The 17,183-nt window shown below is 34.2% G+C and carries 13 protein-coding genes; 2 read left to right on the forward strand and 11 right to left on the reverse strand.

The window, feature by feature from the left end:
* Positions 1–544 precede the first annotated feature (544 nt).
* The 5 genes from BJL90_RS00185 to BJL90_RS00205 all read right to left on the reverse strand — a co-directional run bounded on the left by BJL90_RS00185 (position 545) and on the right by BJL90_RS00205 (position 7,597).
* Complete coding sequence (locus BJL90_RS00185; protein ID WP_070963242.1) at positions 545–1,297, reverse strand: ABC transporter permease; 753 nt, start codon at positions 1,295–1,297, stop codon at positions 545–547.
* On the reverse strand, positions 1,272–2,306 hold the full coding sequence (locus BJL90_RS00190) for an ABC transporter substrate-binding protein (protein WP_070963244.1): 1,035 nt from the start codon (positions 2,304–2,306) through the stop codon (positions 1,272–1,274). The genes BJL90_RS00185 and BJL90_RS00190 overlap by 26 nt, the downstream gene beginning before the upstream one ends.
* A 2-nt stretch (positions 2,307–2,308) precedes the next feature.
* On the reverse strand, positions 2,309–3,019 hold the full coding sequence (locus tag BJL90_RS00195; RefSeq protein WP_070963245.1) for an ABC transporter ATP-binding protein: 711 nt from the start codon (positions 3,017–3,019) through the stop codon (positions 2,309–2,311).
* Positions 3,020–3,218: 199 nt separating this feature from the next.
* Entirely contained in the window at positions 3,219–3,566 is a 348-nt protein-coding gene (locus tag BJL90_RS00200; protein WP_070963247.1) for a cupin domain-containing protein, read from the reverse strand.
* Positions 3,567–3,586: 20 nt separating this feature from the next.
* Positions 3,587–7,597 carry an acyl-CoA dehydratase activase gene (locus BJL90_RS00205; protein ID WP_070963249.1) on the reverse strand — a complete coding sequence of 1,337 codons (4,011 nt, stop codon included), beginning with the start codon at positions 7,595–7,597 and terminating at the stop codon, positions 3,587–3,589.
* Positions 7,598–7,769: 172 nt separating this feature from the next.
* Here BJL90_RS00205 and BJL90_RS00210 point away from each other — a divergent pair, with 172 nt between their 5' ends.
* Positions 7,770–8,447, forward strand: a complete 678-nt coding sequence (locus BJL90_RS00210; protein WP_070963251.1) for a Crp/Fnr family transcriptional regulator — start codon at positions 7,770–7,772, stop codon at positions 8,445–8,447.
* Positions 8,448–8,559: 112 nt separating this feature from the next.
* On the opposite strand, the gene BJL90_RS00215 is transcribed toward BJL90_RS00210, so the two are convergent.
* The 6 genes from BJL90_RS00215 to BJL90_RS00240 all read right to left on the reverse strand — a co-directional run bounded on the left by BJL90_RS00215 (position 8,560) and on the right by BJL90_RS00240 (position 14,069).
* The gene (locus BJL90_RS00215; protein WP_070963252.1) at positions 8,560–10,419 is read right to left on the reverse strand and encodes an HAD-IC family P-type ATPase; all 1,860 of its coding nucleotides are present in this window, start codon (positions 10,417–10,419) and stop codon (positions 8,560–8,562) included.
* A gap of 14 nt (positions 10,420–10,433) precedes the next feature.
* Positions 10,434–10,706 carry a hypothetical protein gene (locus BJL90_RS00220; protein WP_070963254.1) on the reverse strand — a complete coding sequence of 91 codons (273 nt, stop codon included), beginning with the start codon at positions 10,704–10,706 and terminating at the stop codon, positions 10,434–10,436.
* Between the two features lie 299 nt (positions 10,707–11,005).
* The gene (locus BJL90_RS00225; protein WP_070963256.1) at positions 11,006–11,263 is read right to left on the reverse strand and encodes a hypothetical protein; all 258 of its coding nucleotides are present in this window, start codon (positions 11,261–11,263) and stop codon (positions 11,006–11,008) included.
* Positions 11,250–12,509: an HMA2 domain-containing protein gene (locus BJL90_RS00230; protein WP_070963258.1), complete on the reverse strand. Its 1,260-nt coding sequence runs from the start codon at positions 12,507–12,509 to the stop codon at positions 11,250–11,252. The genes BJL90_RS00225 and BJL90_RS00230 overlap by 14 nt, the downstream gene beginning before the upstream one ends.
* A gap of 2 nt (positions 12,510–12,511) precedes the next feature.
* Positions 12,512–13,003 carry a DUF3450 domain-containing protein gene (locus BJL90_RS00235; protein ID WP_070963260.1) on the reverse strand — a complete coding sequence of 164 codons (492 nt, stop codon included), beginning with the start codon at positions 13,001–13,003 and terminating at the stop codon, positions 12,512–12,514.
* 406 nt (positions 13,004–13,409) lie between these two features.
* Entirely contained in the window at positions 13,410–14,069 is a 660-nt protein-coding gene (locus BJL90_RS00240) for a hypothetical protein (protein WP_070963262.1), read from the reverse strand.
* Positions 14,070–14,267: 198 nt separating this feature from the next.
* Between BJL90_RS00240 and BJL90_RS00245 the strand changes: the two genes are divergently transcribed.
* On the forward strand, positions 14,268–17,159 hold the full coding sequence (locus BJL90_RS00245) for a cation-translocating P-type ATPase (protein WP_070963263.1): 2,892 nt from the start codon (positions 14,268–14,270) through the stop codon (positions 17,157–17,159).
* Positions 17,160–17,183 lie beyond the last annotated feature (24 nt).

Below are 17,183 nucleotides of genomic sequence, written 5' to 3' on the forward strand. Positions count from 1 at the left end.
AAGTAAATAGTTGCTTAAAACTAGTGTATTCAACTTAAATTATTTTGTAGACTTTTTCACATATAAAATTCGGCTACAATTTAGGGGGAGGAAGTAGGGCTTGATCTTCCACTTGCATAAGTAGATAACCCAAATCTTTGATTTGATGTTAATCACTTAGTTTATTCACCTAGAAATGGAGGTTTTAACAATACACCGTAGGATAAATTTCAAACTTTCTTTTTTCATAATTAAATTTATTTTATAGCGATGAGCAACATTAGAAGATAAAGGATAGGCATAGTTTTGAACATTCAGCAGCGTTAAAGCATTCTATTAATGACCTTTTCTATTTTTTGCATGTCAAATAATTTTTTTACAAAGAATAACACTTCTTTAAATACGATTAAGAAGTGTTGAATCATAGAATCCGTTCATTTTAATTATGAAATACATTTATGAAAAAATATATTCTCATCTATGTTTTTATTAGCGGTACTGCTCTCTTGCTTTTTCCTTGTTAATATTTCATTACAGTTTTTAACCCAACACTAAGATAAAAGTCTCAGTTTTTTTGCATCAATTTTACCACACCGTCCAAAACCGCAGCCATTACGATGGCAATAATTGCCCAGGCAAATACTCCTGCCGTATTAAGATTTGCCTTTTCTATTTGAAAGTTTGTTCCTATAGAGATTCTGGGTTGACTTAGCACCTCTGCTGCTATAACAATCTTTAGATTTAGACCCAATGCAGTTGAAGCACCTGCAATTAAATAAGATTTTATAGAAGGAATATATAATTCTCCTATCATTTTAATTTTGTTTACTTTATACAATTTTACCATTTCAATAAGCTTCTGATCTACATTTCGAATGCCTTCAACAACATTATAGTATAAAAGTGGAAAAATCACCAAGAAGCCTACTAAAATAGGGGCCTTCTCTGATTCAAGCCATATAAGGGCTAAAAGAATCACTGCCATGGTTGGAACAGCTTTGTTGATAATTATTACAGGCTTCAATAAGTAATATATAGGTCTAAAAAAGCCAGCAAGCATACCTAAAATAAGGGCCAATAGAAAGGCTATAAAAAATCCCAGCATAGACCTAATTAGTGTACTTAATATAGACTGTAAGAAATTTTCTGCTCTGATAATCATAATTAACTTACTGAAGGTAGCTTCCGGTGAAGGTAGAATAATTTCTTTTCCCACCCATATAGCTAAAATTTTCCATAACATAATTAATACTACTACAGAAATAATGGTATAGATTATTTCTTTGTACTCTTTATTTTTTGAAGTAGAAATCATCATCCGGTAGTTTACCTCCCACTATATCCGGTGAATATTCAAGTAATATTTTTAAATAGGTTTCAATAGCCCTTTTAGCCTCTATGGCATTGACAAATTTAATATTTGACCTTTCCATACCTTTTTCCACCACTTGTGAATTTAATCCAGTTTGTAATTCTTCGCTATAAATTCCTGCTTCAGCTGGATAATCATTTGCCCAGTTTATACTCTCTTCAAACTCCTTCAGAAAAGCTTCTACAAATTCTGGATAACTTTCTATAATATCTTTCCTTATAATTAAAGAAGCTTGTGGATAGCTGGAGTCCATATTTGTCGTCTTTGCCCATTCTTCCTGAAGATTTAAGACTACTTTTGTATCTGCTTTCTTCATAAGGACATTTGAAAGCACTGGCTCAGGTATAACGGAAATTTTACTTTTTTCTGCTATAAAAGCAGACGCCAGTTCCGTTGCTTCTCCAAGATAGTTTAAAGTTACATCCTTTTCAGGATCTATGCCATTGCTGCTTAATAAGTATCTTAATACAATATCAGGCGTTAAACCTCTGCCTATGGTATCAATTTCTTTGCCTTTTAAATCATTCCAGTCATTTATATCTTCACTGCTTACTAAATACAGTACACCCCATACATTAGAAGCTGCTAATTGATAGGGAATTCCCTTGTTATAAATATTTGCTGCAAGATTGGTTGGAACTACCGCAATATCTACTTCACTTGACATCAATCTTGAAGCCATTAAATCCGGCGATTTAACAGACTCATAGCTTACTTCTACGTTTTCTCCTAAAGAAGGGTTTTCTTTAAACATTTTTATCATACTCAGAGTCGGTGCTCCTGAAGGTGCTGCAACCTTGGTATGAATTTTTTCCTCTTGTTTTACTTCAGCAGCAGCTTCTACATCGTTTTCTGCCGGTGTATTCTCCGGCTGTCTTTCTGTGTTGTTTGAACAACCTACAGCTAGAACAGTCATCAGTGCTAGGCTCAATAATAAACCCATCATTCTTTTCATTTTTATGCACCCCTTTTCTTTCTTTTAGATAATAAATCTATAATTTCATTGCGAACTCCAGCAAATCTTTCATCCTGTAAACTCCTTTGATCCTGAGGATAGCCTAGTTCAAAAACTTTTAGTATGCTTGTGGGTCTATCAGACAAAACAATGATTCTATTTCCTAAAAGTAAGGCCTCGTCTATTTCATGTGTTACAAATACAATAGCATTTTGCGTCTTTTTCCAAAGCTTAACTAAATGATTGACCATATTCCTTCTCAAATCATAGTCCAAAGATTTAAAAGGCTCATCCATAAGGAGTAATTCTGATTGATAGTTAAAGGCCCTGGCTATTGAGCATCTTTGCCTCATGCCTCCACTAAGTTGATGTGGAAACTTATTTTCAAAGCCTTTTAAACCCATATCTGTTATTAGTTCATCAATTTTTTCTTTACTGCTGTGCTGATCCACTAGTTTTATATTTTTATATACCGTTCTCCACGGCAGCAGTCTATCTTCTTGAAAAACATAAGCAATTTTGTTACTTTTATTCATTAATTCTCCTTGGTCAGGTTGAATTAAACCGGATATCAAGTTTAAAATCGTAGATTTTCCACAGCCGGAAGGTCCTATGATACAAACTATTTCACTTTCCTTTATTTCAAGAGAAAGATTATTAAAAACTTGTATATCATTATACTTTTTATGGATTTTTTCTAATTGTAATATCATGATTCACCCACCTTTATAAACAGTATTATTTCAAACAACGCTACGCCACGGGGACAGTTCCATCGTTTTCCCTTCGGTCCTTCACTACGCTTAGGAAACGCTGGAACCGTCCCCATGACTTCGCTATGAACAGTATGGTTTAATCGGAAATAATTTTCATTATCATTTTATGTTTATACTTGTTTAAACTTCTAATCTATTATTTTACTGGCTTTACAACAATTAACAACATCTTAAATTTCTCAATCGCCTTCAAACCATGAGGTATATTTGCAGGCATTACTGTGGTTTCTCCTTCTGATAAGATTAATTTATTTTCTCCAATGGTAATTTCTACACTGCCATCTAAAATATATACCATTGCATCACCAGGTGCTGAATGGGTACTTATTCCTTCCCCTTGATCAAAGGCAAATAATGTTATACTCAAGCCTTCCCTCTGCGCTAAGGTTCTGCTTATAACTTTTCCCTCTTGGTAAGTTGTAAGCTCCTCCATTTTTAATACCTCTGCAAAAGGGATGTTTTTAATAAATTTTTCTTTTTCCATAAATCATTCCTCCTATTTATTTAGATATAATACATAAAAGATTGAATCTTTGTCTTATCGTTTTCATTTTTGTTTCCATCAAAAGTTAGATGAAGTACAGGTTTTAAGTGTTTTTCATCAACTCCTTTATATAGTAGATTTAATATGGTATTTGTATTTTCATACATGGATGCTGCAGTGATTATCCCATCGATATTATTGAAACCAGATAATATTTTTGCCTGTCGATATCTTCCATTCCCACCAGTATAATATTTCATTCTTTTATCTGCTGTAGCAATTAGGTCACTCAGGCCCTTTGCAAAGGGACTCTCATCTGCTAAACACTCAGATATATCATGGATATAGTACTCAAATCTACTTAATCTCTGGCGTAGTATTTGGGCCTTTTTGTCTAGGTTTTTCATTAAAAAATCCTTCCATATAAACCACATATATTCACTTAGAGGACTATAAATGATTCTATTTTCCTCATCCTCAATATGATTGAAGGTAAAGTTATTCATAAAATCATTGAAAAGAACCATAGGTTCCCCTATTACAAGAACTCTTTTTTTGCTTTTTTCAAGTCTTATCTCATGATATATTTTTTTTGCTATTTCCTTTAGAGGATTTATTTTAAAATCATTATTTTTAATTAATTCAATGATTTCATTCAAATACTTATCTCTGTGATTCTTATGTGCAGTTCTGATCATGTCCCCTGCCAATAAGCTTAAGTAAATCCCTTCAGCATCTTCATCTTCGTATAACAAATCTTCTATAAAGGGGGCTATCATCTCTACATGATGAAAACCTTTTTCATTTAATTTCGTCCTCAACAGACGATCATATTGTCCATCTGCTTCTGTTCCCTCTGACTTAGGTATAAAGAAGGCTATGTTTTCTTCATCTTTTTTTAATCCATAGAGTTTTTTGAAAACATCTCCTAATATTGCTGTCAATGAAAAGTACTCTTTGGTGATGGTAAACTTTCTTCCTATATCAACAGAACTGGCATTGGTCATCGGTAAAACATCCGCCCTTATTCCCTTTTTCATCAATAGCTCCTTTAACAGCGTTGAATAAGGATATAGGTATGGTAAATATACTATCCTTTTATCTTTTAATTCATTAAAACTATTTTTTATATTCACCTCCTTATGTATAACCCTATTGGAGTAGGTTTTTAAATCCTCAGCTTTTTTCATCTGTACTTCCTTTGTTTTTAAGCTGTTAACAAAAGCCTCCACCCTGGTTAGTACCCCAACACTGGAGGAATGTTCATCTACTTCAATACTTAAATAGGGCTTTCCCTTCATTTCTTCTCTAAAATAATGGGATAGTATCGTATCTGGGCCGCAGCCATGATTGGTGATGTAAATGGCATATAAATTAGGATGCTGCTTTACAATCTGTGCTCCCGATAAAATATGCTGTCCAAAGGGCCAATACATATTAGGATATTCTTTAGAGGTATCATGGGTATGGGCTGGTAGATTGGACAGTGTCAAGACTTTATACCCCATATTCATCAGCTTCTTAGGTATGCCCATATTGAGTACTGGATCAGTCACCCCATAGGCCCTTGTAATAATCACAAAGGCTTTTTCATCGGTTCCTAGTTTTTCCACGGCTTCCTGCCCTATCATCTCAACCTTTTTCTCAAAGGTTTTTAAAGCCTGCATTCCTTTTTGTAGGGCAAGCATGCTTTGAATTGTATTTTTTCCAAGGTTTTTTCCTAATTCTAATAAGGTTTTCATCATATATTTTTTACCGAACTTAAAAGATAAAACTGGTGATAGCAGCTTTATTCCTTTTTTGTCCAATTCCATTGTCTGATGGATCATAGCAGGTGCCGCCTGCATATATGCACATCCATAATCCTGTCTTGTCTTTGATATAGGGTGGGTCATGGTGTATAAAGCAGGTAAAAATAAATAATCCACCTTTTTATTGATCAATTCTGCCACATGGCCATGAATTAACTTTACAGGGTAGCAGGTTTCGTCCAGGGAATGCTCTTGACTTAATCTAATGGTTTCTTCCTTTGTTAAATCCGATAAAAGAACATTGAAACCTAATTCTTTAAAAAATACATGAAACATAGGGAATAATTTATGCAAAAATAAAACCCTCGGTATACCCACTGTTTCTTTTTTTGGATCGATGGAAGCATCATATCCTTTTAAATACAGCTTCTCAATTTCATTATAAATTTTTCCCTCGCCCTCTGCCTTAGGCTGATGATGCTTTTGTTTTTCAATAAGGTGTACTTTTGTATCAAAATCAAATCCCTTGAATTGACTCTTTTCCTCCAGCATTTCCTCTTTTGCCAAAATTGCAGCACCATAAGCACCGGTTACACTGAAAAATGGTGGAACAAATAATTTATCTCCCACAAGTGCTCTGAAGGCATTGATAACCCCTTGATTATATGCTACCCCTCCTTGGAAAAATATTTTATTTCCTATTTTCTTTTGCCCCACCACTTTGTTAAGATAATTTTTTACAATAGAATAGCAAAGTCCTGAAGCAATATGATCTATCTTGGCTCCTTTTGATAAACTGGCTGCTATATTTGCTTCAATAAATACTGTACATCTTTCTCCTAAATTTATTGGATAATGACTGTTTAGAGTCATCTCTCCAAAGTCACCTATGGGTATATTCAGCTTTTTAGCCTGCTCTTCAATAAAGGAACCGGTTCCTGCTGCACAGATTTTATTCATTTCAAAATCTGTTACAACACCCTTTTCAAGTCTAATGTATTTAGAATCCTGCCCTCCTATTTCAAAGATGGTATCTACCCTGTCGTCTATGGTCACTGCTGCCTTTGCCTGAGCTGTAATTTCATCCTTAATGATATCAGCGCCAATGAGCTTACCAATCATATATCTGCCAGAACCTGTGGTACCTACCCCCATCATCTTTATCCTATCTCCAAACTCATTTTTTAAATCCTTCAGACCCTTCCTCACGGCTTCAACAGGATTTCCTAAGGTTTTTAGATATTTGTAAGCAATGATTTCATTTTCTTTATTCATAAGAACCAAATTGGTGCTTGTAGAACCTATATCAATACCTAGATAACATTCTAAATTGGTTTTCCCATTATCTATGCTTTTGCAAAGGTGTTTATTTTCACTGTCATTTTCTCCAAAGGGTTTTAATTCAGGTAACCGGGTCTCATCATCCTTTACTTCATGACTATCTTTTTTGTTTTCTAGACACTCAAGGAGTTTTTGTAAATCTATTTTCATCTTGTCTTTTTTTGCTATTACAGCTGCTCCCAAAGCACCAGTATTACCAGGTGTTTGAGGTACAATGAATTCTCCTTCATCTAAGCCCAGTACATCCTTCAGGGCCCTGATAATTCCTAAGTTATATGCAACGCCGCCAATAAATACTATAGGTTTTTTTATGGGGAGCTTTTTTATGACTGCTGCTTTATAGTTTTTCACCAAAGCATAGGCCAGCCCTAATAATAGATCTTCCACACAAACCCCTTCCTGCTGATGATGAATCATATCTGTTTTGGCAAATACACTACATCTGCCTGCAATTCTTGGAATAGATTGCGCCTTCTCTGTAAAAACAGAATAATCTTCTAGTTTTAAGTCCAGTCTGGATATTTGTTCCTCCAAAAATGAACCTGTACCGGCAGAACAGTCGGAATTTATAGCTATTTTTATTCCTGATTTATTGCTTTCCCTAAATTCTGTAATATATTTTGCACTTTGTCCCCCAATTTCTATAATTGAACCAATTTTTTTCTCTGTGCTCATACTGCCTTCTACAATTGCCGTTACTTCATTTATAAATTGAAGTTCTTGATCCTCAGCTAAAAACTTACTTCCAGTCCCTGTTATGGCTGCAAATTTTATATCCTCTAGTACATAGCTTGACATTAAGTTATATATAGCTTCTTTTAAAACTTCTTGAATTCTTCCTTTGTGTAGCAAATATGCTGTATGTTTTATTTCATCATTACTATTGATTAATACAAGTTTTATTGAAGTGTATCCTATATCGATTCCTAAGCTGTACAATCAAACACCTCCTTAATGTTCAACTTATTTTATTGAAAACTTATTAAGTAATTGCTATTGATTATCATTGTCATTATTGTTATGATTGTATTATACTACAATATGATTGATCAAAAAGTATCTCTTGCAACACTTTAATAATTTTTTTATATTTTTAGAAAGGAAACTTAACATGGATTCTATCTTATTCTCCCTGCAAGGATGTAACTTGTTTAAACATAAGTCTTTAGAGGAAATTGACTCCCTCCTATCGAATATTCATTATAGAATTGACGCATATAAAGAGAATGAAGTCGTATTTTCTCCTTACCAAATTGCAGATAAGATGGGGATCATTTTGTCTGGTGCTGTAGATGTTCAAAAACTTTTTCCATGTGGAAAAATTGTTACCCTCAATCGAAGAACAACTTCAGACCTTATTGCTGAGGCTTCATTGTTTTCTAAAACAAAACATTACCCATCTACGATTTCTGCATGCACAACCTGTCAAATCCTATTTATACATAAAGATGAACTTTTGAAATTATTTTTAATGGATAAAGATATTATGTCATGTTTTTTAGAGTCCGTATCAAACCGTGTATTAGCATTAAATAGGAAAATCGAAATCCTTTCCCTAACTTCTATCGCAGAAAAAATAGCGTACTTTTTGATACATGCCCATCATGATGATGATAACAATACAATCACCCTACCTTTTTCAAAAAAAGCCTGGGCGGAGCATATGAATGTTTCAAGACCTTCTCTTTTAAGGGAATTAAAGAAACTTGAAATGGATGGACTTATCTCTATTGCTAAAAGAGAGATCAAGATAAAAGATTTTGAGGGGTTAAAGGAAATCCTCCTATAATAATGCTAGTAGTCAGTTTCTTCGATACCTGGTTCATTTCCTTACATAGCAATTTATCTATTTCCTCATCTAAAAGAACAAAATAAAACCAGTATCAAATTTGATACCGGTTTTATCCCAATCCTTCAGCTTCACGAAGATATCTACTACTTCCCTCTGTGCTAAAATATTCTATTCTTTTACTTAGCAGCAATACTAATAGTGAGTTAATGGTATTCAAAGACTTAGCAGTATACGGATTAAAGGGGATAAATACTGCTAAAACCCCCAGTGTGATATTATACATTTTAGAAAAATTCGTATGTCGCTCTATTGCTCTATAGGACTTTTTTGACAGTTGAATAAAATCTGCTACTTTATATAAATCATCCTGAAATAGGATACAGTCTGAATAAAGCTTGACTTTGTCACAACTAGCCTCCACCAAACCAACACTTACATCTGCATGGCACATGGCCTCTAAGTCATTGATTCCGTCACCTATCATCATAATATCATCTGTGCTTTTTAGTTTCTCAATAATTTTTCCTTTTTCTTCTCCACTACACTCACTGTAAATGTTCTCAATTCCTAGAGCTACACCTGCATGATCTGCCTTAGTAGCATTATCTCCTGTAAGCAGGGATAATTTTGAAATTCCCTGTTTTCTTAAAGCTTTTATTAAATCATAAGCATCTTTTCTTAAGGAATCTTTTACTGTATTGTTATCATAAAACTGATGATCTATAGGGGTCTTTAGCCTTCCTTGACTTAGTGTACCAGTCTTATCGAAGGCTACATGATTGATATGGGCTGCCTTTTCCAGTGCACCAGGATGCTTAAGAAAAATTTTATTTTTTCCTAGCAAGCGCAGGTAGCTATTGATTCCTGTATGAATCGCAAGCTCAGAGGCAGTAGGGCAAAGTAAAAGTACAATCCCTAAGGCATTTAATAGATTTCCAGTAATAAGATAATTGATGACGGCTAATACAATTGAAAAGCTTCCTATTTCCTCTTGATAGCTGCTTACCTTTTGATAGATACATAAATCCTCTACAGCAGGATAGATTTTTTCCCTCCTTTGGGGCAGATGGGTAATTTCTATGACAATATCTCCTGATAAAATCTTCATTCCTTCGTAAACATAGTCCTGTGGCATCATTTCTAGGATGCCTAACTGTCCAGTACTGTACATGCCATCAATAATGGCTTTTCCTTGTATAATTACACCCTCAATGGGAAGGATCTCTCCCTTTTGAAGATGAATCCTTTCCCCCACCTTCAAAGAAGCAACGGGTGTTAATATTTTTTGCCCTTCGGCAGTTTCTATTGTTACCAGCTCAGTATTTTCCATAATACTTTGATGAAGAATTCTTAAGTACTCCACCTCTGTAGAATATTTCAAATAATCACTTATATACTTCAAGCTTAGTAGCAGGCACCCCATACCATCCTGTCTAAGAAAAACAAGAGAGATGGCGGTAAGCCTTAACAAAACATCTGATAATCCAGGCGTTTTTTTAGAAATATTCTTAAAAAACCTTCTGAGTATTGGATAGCCTTCAATCGTGGTAATGACAGAAGCAGTTACTAATAAACTTATACTTCTGCTGATAGGAAATACACCAAATAAAGCATTTTTTATTTTAAACACTACATAGAGAGAACCATAAAATAAAAATCTATTTTGTGCTATTTTTTGATTCTTTATAGCATTTAGATAAGTTTTATTCTGCATCAAAACAAGACCCTTATCTTTTTTTATATTTTTTAGGATCTCTTTTATTTGCGCTTGAATGGATGCTTTACTTGTTTTTTCTATATCATACACAATTAACATAGAAGATGTATAATAATTTACCCTGCTATACTTTACTCCCATAAGTTTTTCTATAGCAAGATGCACAGCTGCTGCTATCTTCTTGTCATAAAGCTGGGGTGTTTTTAATCGAATTCGTCCTGGTAGAACATGAACTTCCTCCACAGCTAACACCTCGATCCTTCTTATTACAGTGCAGTTAAATTTTCCTCACATTCATCCATCTTTCTCTTTATTTCCTTCACTCTCTTATTCAAGGCTAGAATTTTTTCCTGAATTTCCTTTTCATTTTCTACTAAGCTGTCAAATTTCAGTTCTTCTAGTTTCTCACTGTCTTTTTGAAATATACCATCTCTACTCTCAGCCTGTTGATCCTGAATTCTTTCACTTTCCTTAAGCATAGTATATACAAAATAACTTATTATCCCTAAACTTAGACCATAAACCAACTTTTTTTTCATGATCTCTATCCACCTCCATTGTACAAAATAAACATCTCATTTAGTAGCAATAAAATGAGACTTAATTCATAAGTAGATGACCAAAATCTATGATTTTGTGTCAGTCACTTATACAGAGTGCAAGTTTGCATTTTAGCTTTTGTGGCAGTCACTCAGTTTGTTTATCTAGCGAGGAGTTTTTACTACCCCTGAATTGTAGCCGAATTTACTTCGAGGATGTAGTGCTTCACCTCCCACCTCTGCAAGCGGGCGTCTTAGCAATACACCGAAGGATAAATTTAGCCCCGACATAGGGACTATTAGAATCGCTTGAACATAATATATTTCATTAAATTCTTTCCTAGTTCATCATTACCACTTTTATCTATCTCTATAAAGAAATAATCTTTAATATTTTTTGTATGACTTGCCCACAACTCCATTAACTGTTTTTCTATTTGTGGATTTTCCGTTGCTGATGCTACACTTAACTTTACTACTTCTCTTAATATCTCTTCTGCTTTTTTAAGACTATTTTTTACTTCTTCTAATGAAGCATTGGTGTCATTTGTATGCATTATATAATACTCCTTTTCCCTGATGGATATTGTTTTGTAAGATGATTAGTTGGGCCAACATATTTATACCGTATATACCTATGGCTGTAAAAGGATGAATTTGTCTTATCATGGTTAAAAATAAAGCAATAACATTTATGGTAACTGCCCTTACTTGAGTACGAGTAATAAGTTCATCTGTATTACCACTAAATCGTAAAATCTGCGGAAGCTTTATAATATCCTTTTGTAAAAGATTGATATCTCCTTGTATCACTTTTTTTGATGACTTTGTTTCAATGTTCATCATCACATCTCCTGAGATTTTTTTTCTATAGGCTATGAAGTCTTGGTGGCAAATCAACAGTTTTACTTTTTGATGCTGTTCTTTTGTTATATAACTTTCCTGATCATTCAATTGATCGATATGATCTAGACCAAAATAATAAGCTATATACTCTGTTAGCGCATCCTTCTTTCCTGTACATAAGGTAATATTTAAAATTCCATATTTTCTAAGTTCTTGTATGATTGTTTGCCCTTCTGAACTTATGGGATTTTTTACCTTTCCTAAAGTAATAAGCTTTTGCAAGTACATTCTAGATAAGTCCTTTTCCTTAGCAATATTGTTGACCTTTTCCTCCTGCAATAAAATCTGATCCTGAATAAAAACATCAGTAGTTTTTCCTAATAAGCCAATGTTTTCACTTTTCTTTATAAAAATACTATGATATTTGAAGCTCTCAGCTGCATAATAATAAGCTACTGAAGCTATTGCAAACAAAATTCCTGGGTAAGCTAGTATGCCTATCGACAATATATTCATAGAATAGGATGTAAATAAAAATAAAGCAGTACCTAAAAGAAATCCCAATTTGATTAATGTCTTAGATAAAACATACTCATTTTTATAGATTTTATTTGGATACTTCTTTCTACCCAGGCAAAAAGGGTTGAGAGATTTAAAAATAATCCTTATAATAGACTCTTCTCTAGGCCAAGAAAATATATCTAAACATTTCGAAAAATCAAAACCCTCAATCTGTTTGATGATTTCTCCTTCATTTAAATACTTGTTATTATACAAAACTAGGATATTTCCTGTAGTGTTGTTGAAGGAGATATTTTCTATACCCCTTAAATCTTGAAATAAACAAACTACTTTATATCCTAGTTTTTCATACTTAGATGCCCCCTCAATCTTTAATCTTATTCTTCCAGGTATTGAAGAAATAATCTTTATTTTTTTATTAGGTAGCTTCATCATTTTTATTCAGTGTACATTTCTGACATTGATGACATCCGTGGATCCATTCTTCTTTTTTTGTTTTCATACTGTGCTTCTGCAACAATATCTTCAATACCTTCTTTGGCCATAGACATTTTCTCAACCGTCATATCAACAACGGTTAAAGCAGAACTTAATGTTCTTACTATACCTTTTCTAAAAGCGTTTCTAGGCATCATCCCCATACCTTTTCTCTTCTGCTGATTTGCTGTAAGATTATTCAGCTTATCTGTTATATCCTGCATCGTTTTACTCATCTGAGAAATCTCCTGTAGGGTTTCGTTGATATCTTCAAACTCTTCTTGCATGGATTGCATGCTTTCCTGTAAACTATTTATTTTTTTATCATTTTTCTTAACATTTTCCAACTCTTGTGCTAGTAATGTGTATTGATTTTTTATCTCCTTTAATTCTTTTTCTAAGTTTTGCTGATTAACGTTTGAATTTGTGTTTTGATCCTGTGAATTAGTCATTTGTATCACTCCTTCTAACCGCCTTCTAATGTTATGGTATCTCGATAAAATTATGTTTAGCAAAAACTAAAAAATATATACGATGTACTTTATGTATTTCATATTGAATCTATTTTTTTGAAAATCCAGTAAATTTACCCAAACAAAAAACAAGGATTTAGTTTTTGAATGCAACTTCCTTGTTTACAGTGCTTGCTATTTAGGCTTTATTAGACAGTTTTGTATTTATTAATTATAACCCTATCCACTTAAATTACTTAATTGTATTTGTAATGAAAAACAAATATATACTTAATTAAAACTTAGTTTAAAAATATCATAAAGATGTCACGTGCAAAAGACCATGAAAAAAGAATTTTAACATTCATTTATTTAGAAACACCAATCTTTGATCCCACTCTACACCCTATGCTATAGAGTAATTATTTATTTGTAGGATATTTTTATTGGTAGCCTGTATATTTTTAATGGTGTGTTCAACTAATCGATTTCTTATATTTATCTTTATGTTCAGTAATATCCCCTGAACTTGTTGAAATATTATTTCCTGATGCCTTGCCATCTGCTTTTTAGAGCTTTTTTCACTTAAAATTTTTTCACCAACATTTATTTTTTTCGTCATATACTGTACAGGAAAATATGGGCATATACTTTTAAAGGTTTTTGAAAAAAACATTTTAAGTATTTTTTCACAATTTTTTGTTATATCCTTAGTGATTTTAAAGGCTTCTAGTGTTTCCTTTAGCATACTGTATGTATCTGCGTCAGCTAACTGGCAGCAGTAGGTAGGGTCTATTTTTATAGAGCAATCCAGATGGTTTTCCATCTCTTTGTGGATTTTGATGGCAATACGATGAATAAGTGCTTCAATCTCCTCATTAGAAAAAACCATTTTTTCAAAAGTAGCAAGGTCAAAACCCTTAGTATCCTTTGAAAGAATAAATGAATAGGTATAAGCGGCTTTTGTATAGGCAGAAAAAAATACCTCTAAATCCTCTTCGATCATGGTAATACATCGCTTTTCTAAGTCATTTTCCCTCCCATAATTTAACCTATACTTATCCATCCTACAAACTACCCCCTTTTATAATTAATAATAATTATCATTCTTATTTTAATTATATCATAAATAAAATCAAAGTAAAATGAATTTTTTTGTTAAGTGTTTGTAAATTTATCATATGAAATCTGAATAATATCTTTTGTATAGGTAAATAACTAATGAAATATCATAAAAAAATCAACTAGGATAGGTGAAATATAAATGATTCAAGCTTTAAAAGATATGGCACAGCAGGATGATCAGGAGGTTTTATATAAACGAGTTAGAATCTCAGTTGATAATATTTATAGGAATGAAATTTTTTCCATCAACTTATCTCGTTACCTTATGTCTCTTTATGGTATTCAGCAAGCAAAGGCCAATCCTATTACGGGAAGGATTCTTGTTGTATTTAATGAAAGCGTCATCCATGAGTATACTATTAAAGAAGAAATTTTTCATTTTACTAATTCTCCCTCTGCCACTCCTAAAACTACTCATAAGCCTGGTGGGAAAACGCCTTATCACGTCTTAAGTCCAGAACATATGATGAAGACGTTGAAAACAGATTTTGAAAAAGGCTTGTCGAAGCAAACTGCTCAGAAAAGACTACAGCAGTTGGGAGCTAATGTTCTGTCGGAAAGCCGTAGGAAAAGTCTTTTTTCTAATCTTTTAGAAGGATTAAATGATATATGTGTAAAGGTATTGTTAGGTTCTAGTGTTGTGTCCCTCTTTTTAGGTCAGGTTATAGAGGCGATTGCACTAGGCAGCATTGTGTTTTTTCAAGTGGCACTTGGAGCTATACAAAAATCAAAATCAGAAACCTCTTTAAATGCTTTACAAAATATGCTGATACAAAAAGCAAAAGTCATAAGAGACGGCAAAAATCTAGAAATCGATTCAAAGCAGCTTGTCCCTGGAGATATTATTCTATTGGAGTCTGGTGACAAGGTACCTGCCGATGCAAGAATTATCTCCTGTGAAGATTTAAAAGTCAATGAATCCTCCTTAACAGGAGAATCTATTGGTGTCTCAAAATCTGCTAAAATGTGTCCTCTGCATGCAGAGATGAGCAATAGGCATAATATGCTTTATATGGGTACCAATGTATTAGCTGGTATAGGAAAAGCTGTAGTTGTCTCCACCGGTAAAAATACTGAAATTGGTAAAATAGCCACCCTGCTGGAGGAAATTGCAGAAGAAACAACCCCGCTGGAAAATAAAGCCGAAGGATTCATCAGTACCCTCATTAAGATCTATATTGCAACCTTTTCAGTAATAGGCAGTATTGCCCTCCTGGCTGGTATGAGTTTTGCTCAGGTATTGATGATGGGAGTTACCTTTTTCTTAGGGGCTATTCCAGAAGGTCTCCCTATAACCGTCACCACCTGTATGGTTTTAAGTGTTCGCCGGATGGCTAAGAAAAACGCTGTTGTTCGCCATCTGAAGGCTGTGGAAAACTTAGGAGCAGTAGATGTTGTATGCTGTGATAAAACCGGTACCCTCACCTTAAATGAGATGACAGTCCGTAAAATCTATACAGACGGATGCTTCTATAATGTGTCAGGTGTAGGCTATAGTCCTCTTGGAGAAATAACCCCTTCTGAAGGAGAGTCGATGAAGAAACACGCCCTTGAGGAGCTGCTTAAAGCAGGGGTGCTCTGTAATAATGCTTCTTTAGTACAGGTAGAAAACAAGTGGGAGGTTCAAGGAGATCCTACAGAAGGTGCTCTTATTGCAGCTGCTGGTAAAATAAATCTTGATACCAATGCCTTAAAAACAACCTATATATGCCTTAAGGAGGTTCCCTTTGACAGCCAGCGGCGGTATATGTTATCTATTTTAGAAACAAAGGAAAAGGAAACTTACGCCTATTGCAAAGGGGCATTAGACACTGTTTTAGAAAAATGCAGTTATATTTATGAAAATGGTAAAGAACGCCTGCTTACCAATGCCGATAGAAAAAAAATCCAATTTCATTGCAATACAATGGCAGAGGAAGCTTTAAGAACGCTAGCATTTTCTTATAAGAAATTACAACATCAGCAGGAGGATATTGAAAAAGGATTTGTGTTTTTAGGTTTTGTTGGTATGGAGGACCCACCTAGAGAAGGGGTGAAGGAATCCATAAAAAAATGTTTAAAGGCAGGAATTAAAGTGGTTATGATTACAGGAGACCATATGAAAACCGCCAGTGCCATCGGCAGGCAATTGGGTCTGTTGACGGAGGGACTCGTCGTATGCGGCAGTGATTTGGATAAGATGAATGACAAAGAGCTTGATAATATTATTAGCAAAATTCAGGTTTTTGCCAGAACTACCCCAGAACAAAAATATCGTATTGTAAAAGCACTAAAGCGTCAGGGACATATTGTTGCTATGACGGGAGATGGCGTCAATGACGCTCCTGCTATTAAGGAAGCCCATATAGGTATTGCTATGGGTTTGAAGGGTAGCGATGTGGCAAGAGATGCTGCCTGTATCACCTTGGTAGATGATGATTTCTCTACCATTGTAGCTGCTATTGAGGAGGGTAGAGGTGTTGTCAAGAATATAAAAAGTACAATGAAGTACTTATTTGCTGGAGCTATCGGTGAAATGCTGGCGATCCTTCTATCCTTTATTTCTGGGTCACCAGTGCCCTTCTTGGCAATCCAAATGATATGGATTAATCTCGTTTCCGAAACATTGCTTGGTTCCACACTGGCAGTGGAACCACCTTCCGAAGAAGTAATGTTGGAATCCGCAAACAATAAGCCTCCTGTACTAATTGATAGACCTTTGAAAAATAGTATTATTAGAAGAGGTTTGGCTATAGGGATCAGCACCTTCGCTTTATTTAAAGGCTCTTTATTACTGGGAGCTAGTCTAGCCAAGGCACAGACCTTAGCTTTTACTAACTTTATCTGCTGTCAAATTGTCAACCTTTATGATAGTAGAAGCAATAAATCAGGCCATACCAACCTATATATGCATATCATGACGGGGCTATCGGCAGTATTACTTATAGGCATACTCTACCTGCCATCTTTAAATGCTTTATTCGGTACGGTACCGCTAGATCCCCTGAGCCTATTAGGATTAGCAGGGGGAGTTTTCATTAGCAGAGGTTAAGAATAAAAACAATATACCCATCAA

Source organism: Clostridium formicaceticum (genome assembly GCF_001854185.1).
Classification (GTDB): domain Bacteria; phylum Bacillota; class Clostridia; order Peptostreptococcales; family Natronincolaceae; genus Andreesenella; species Andreesenella formicacetica.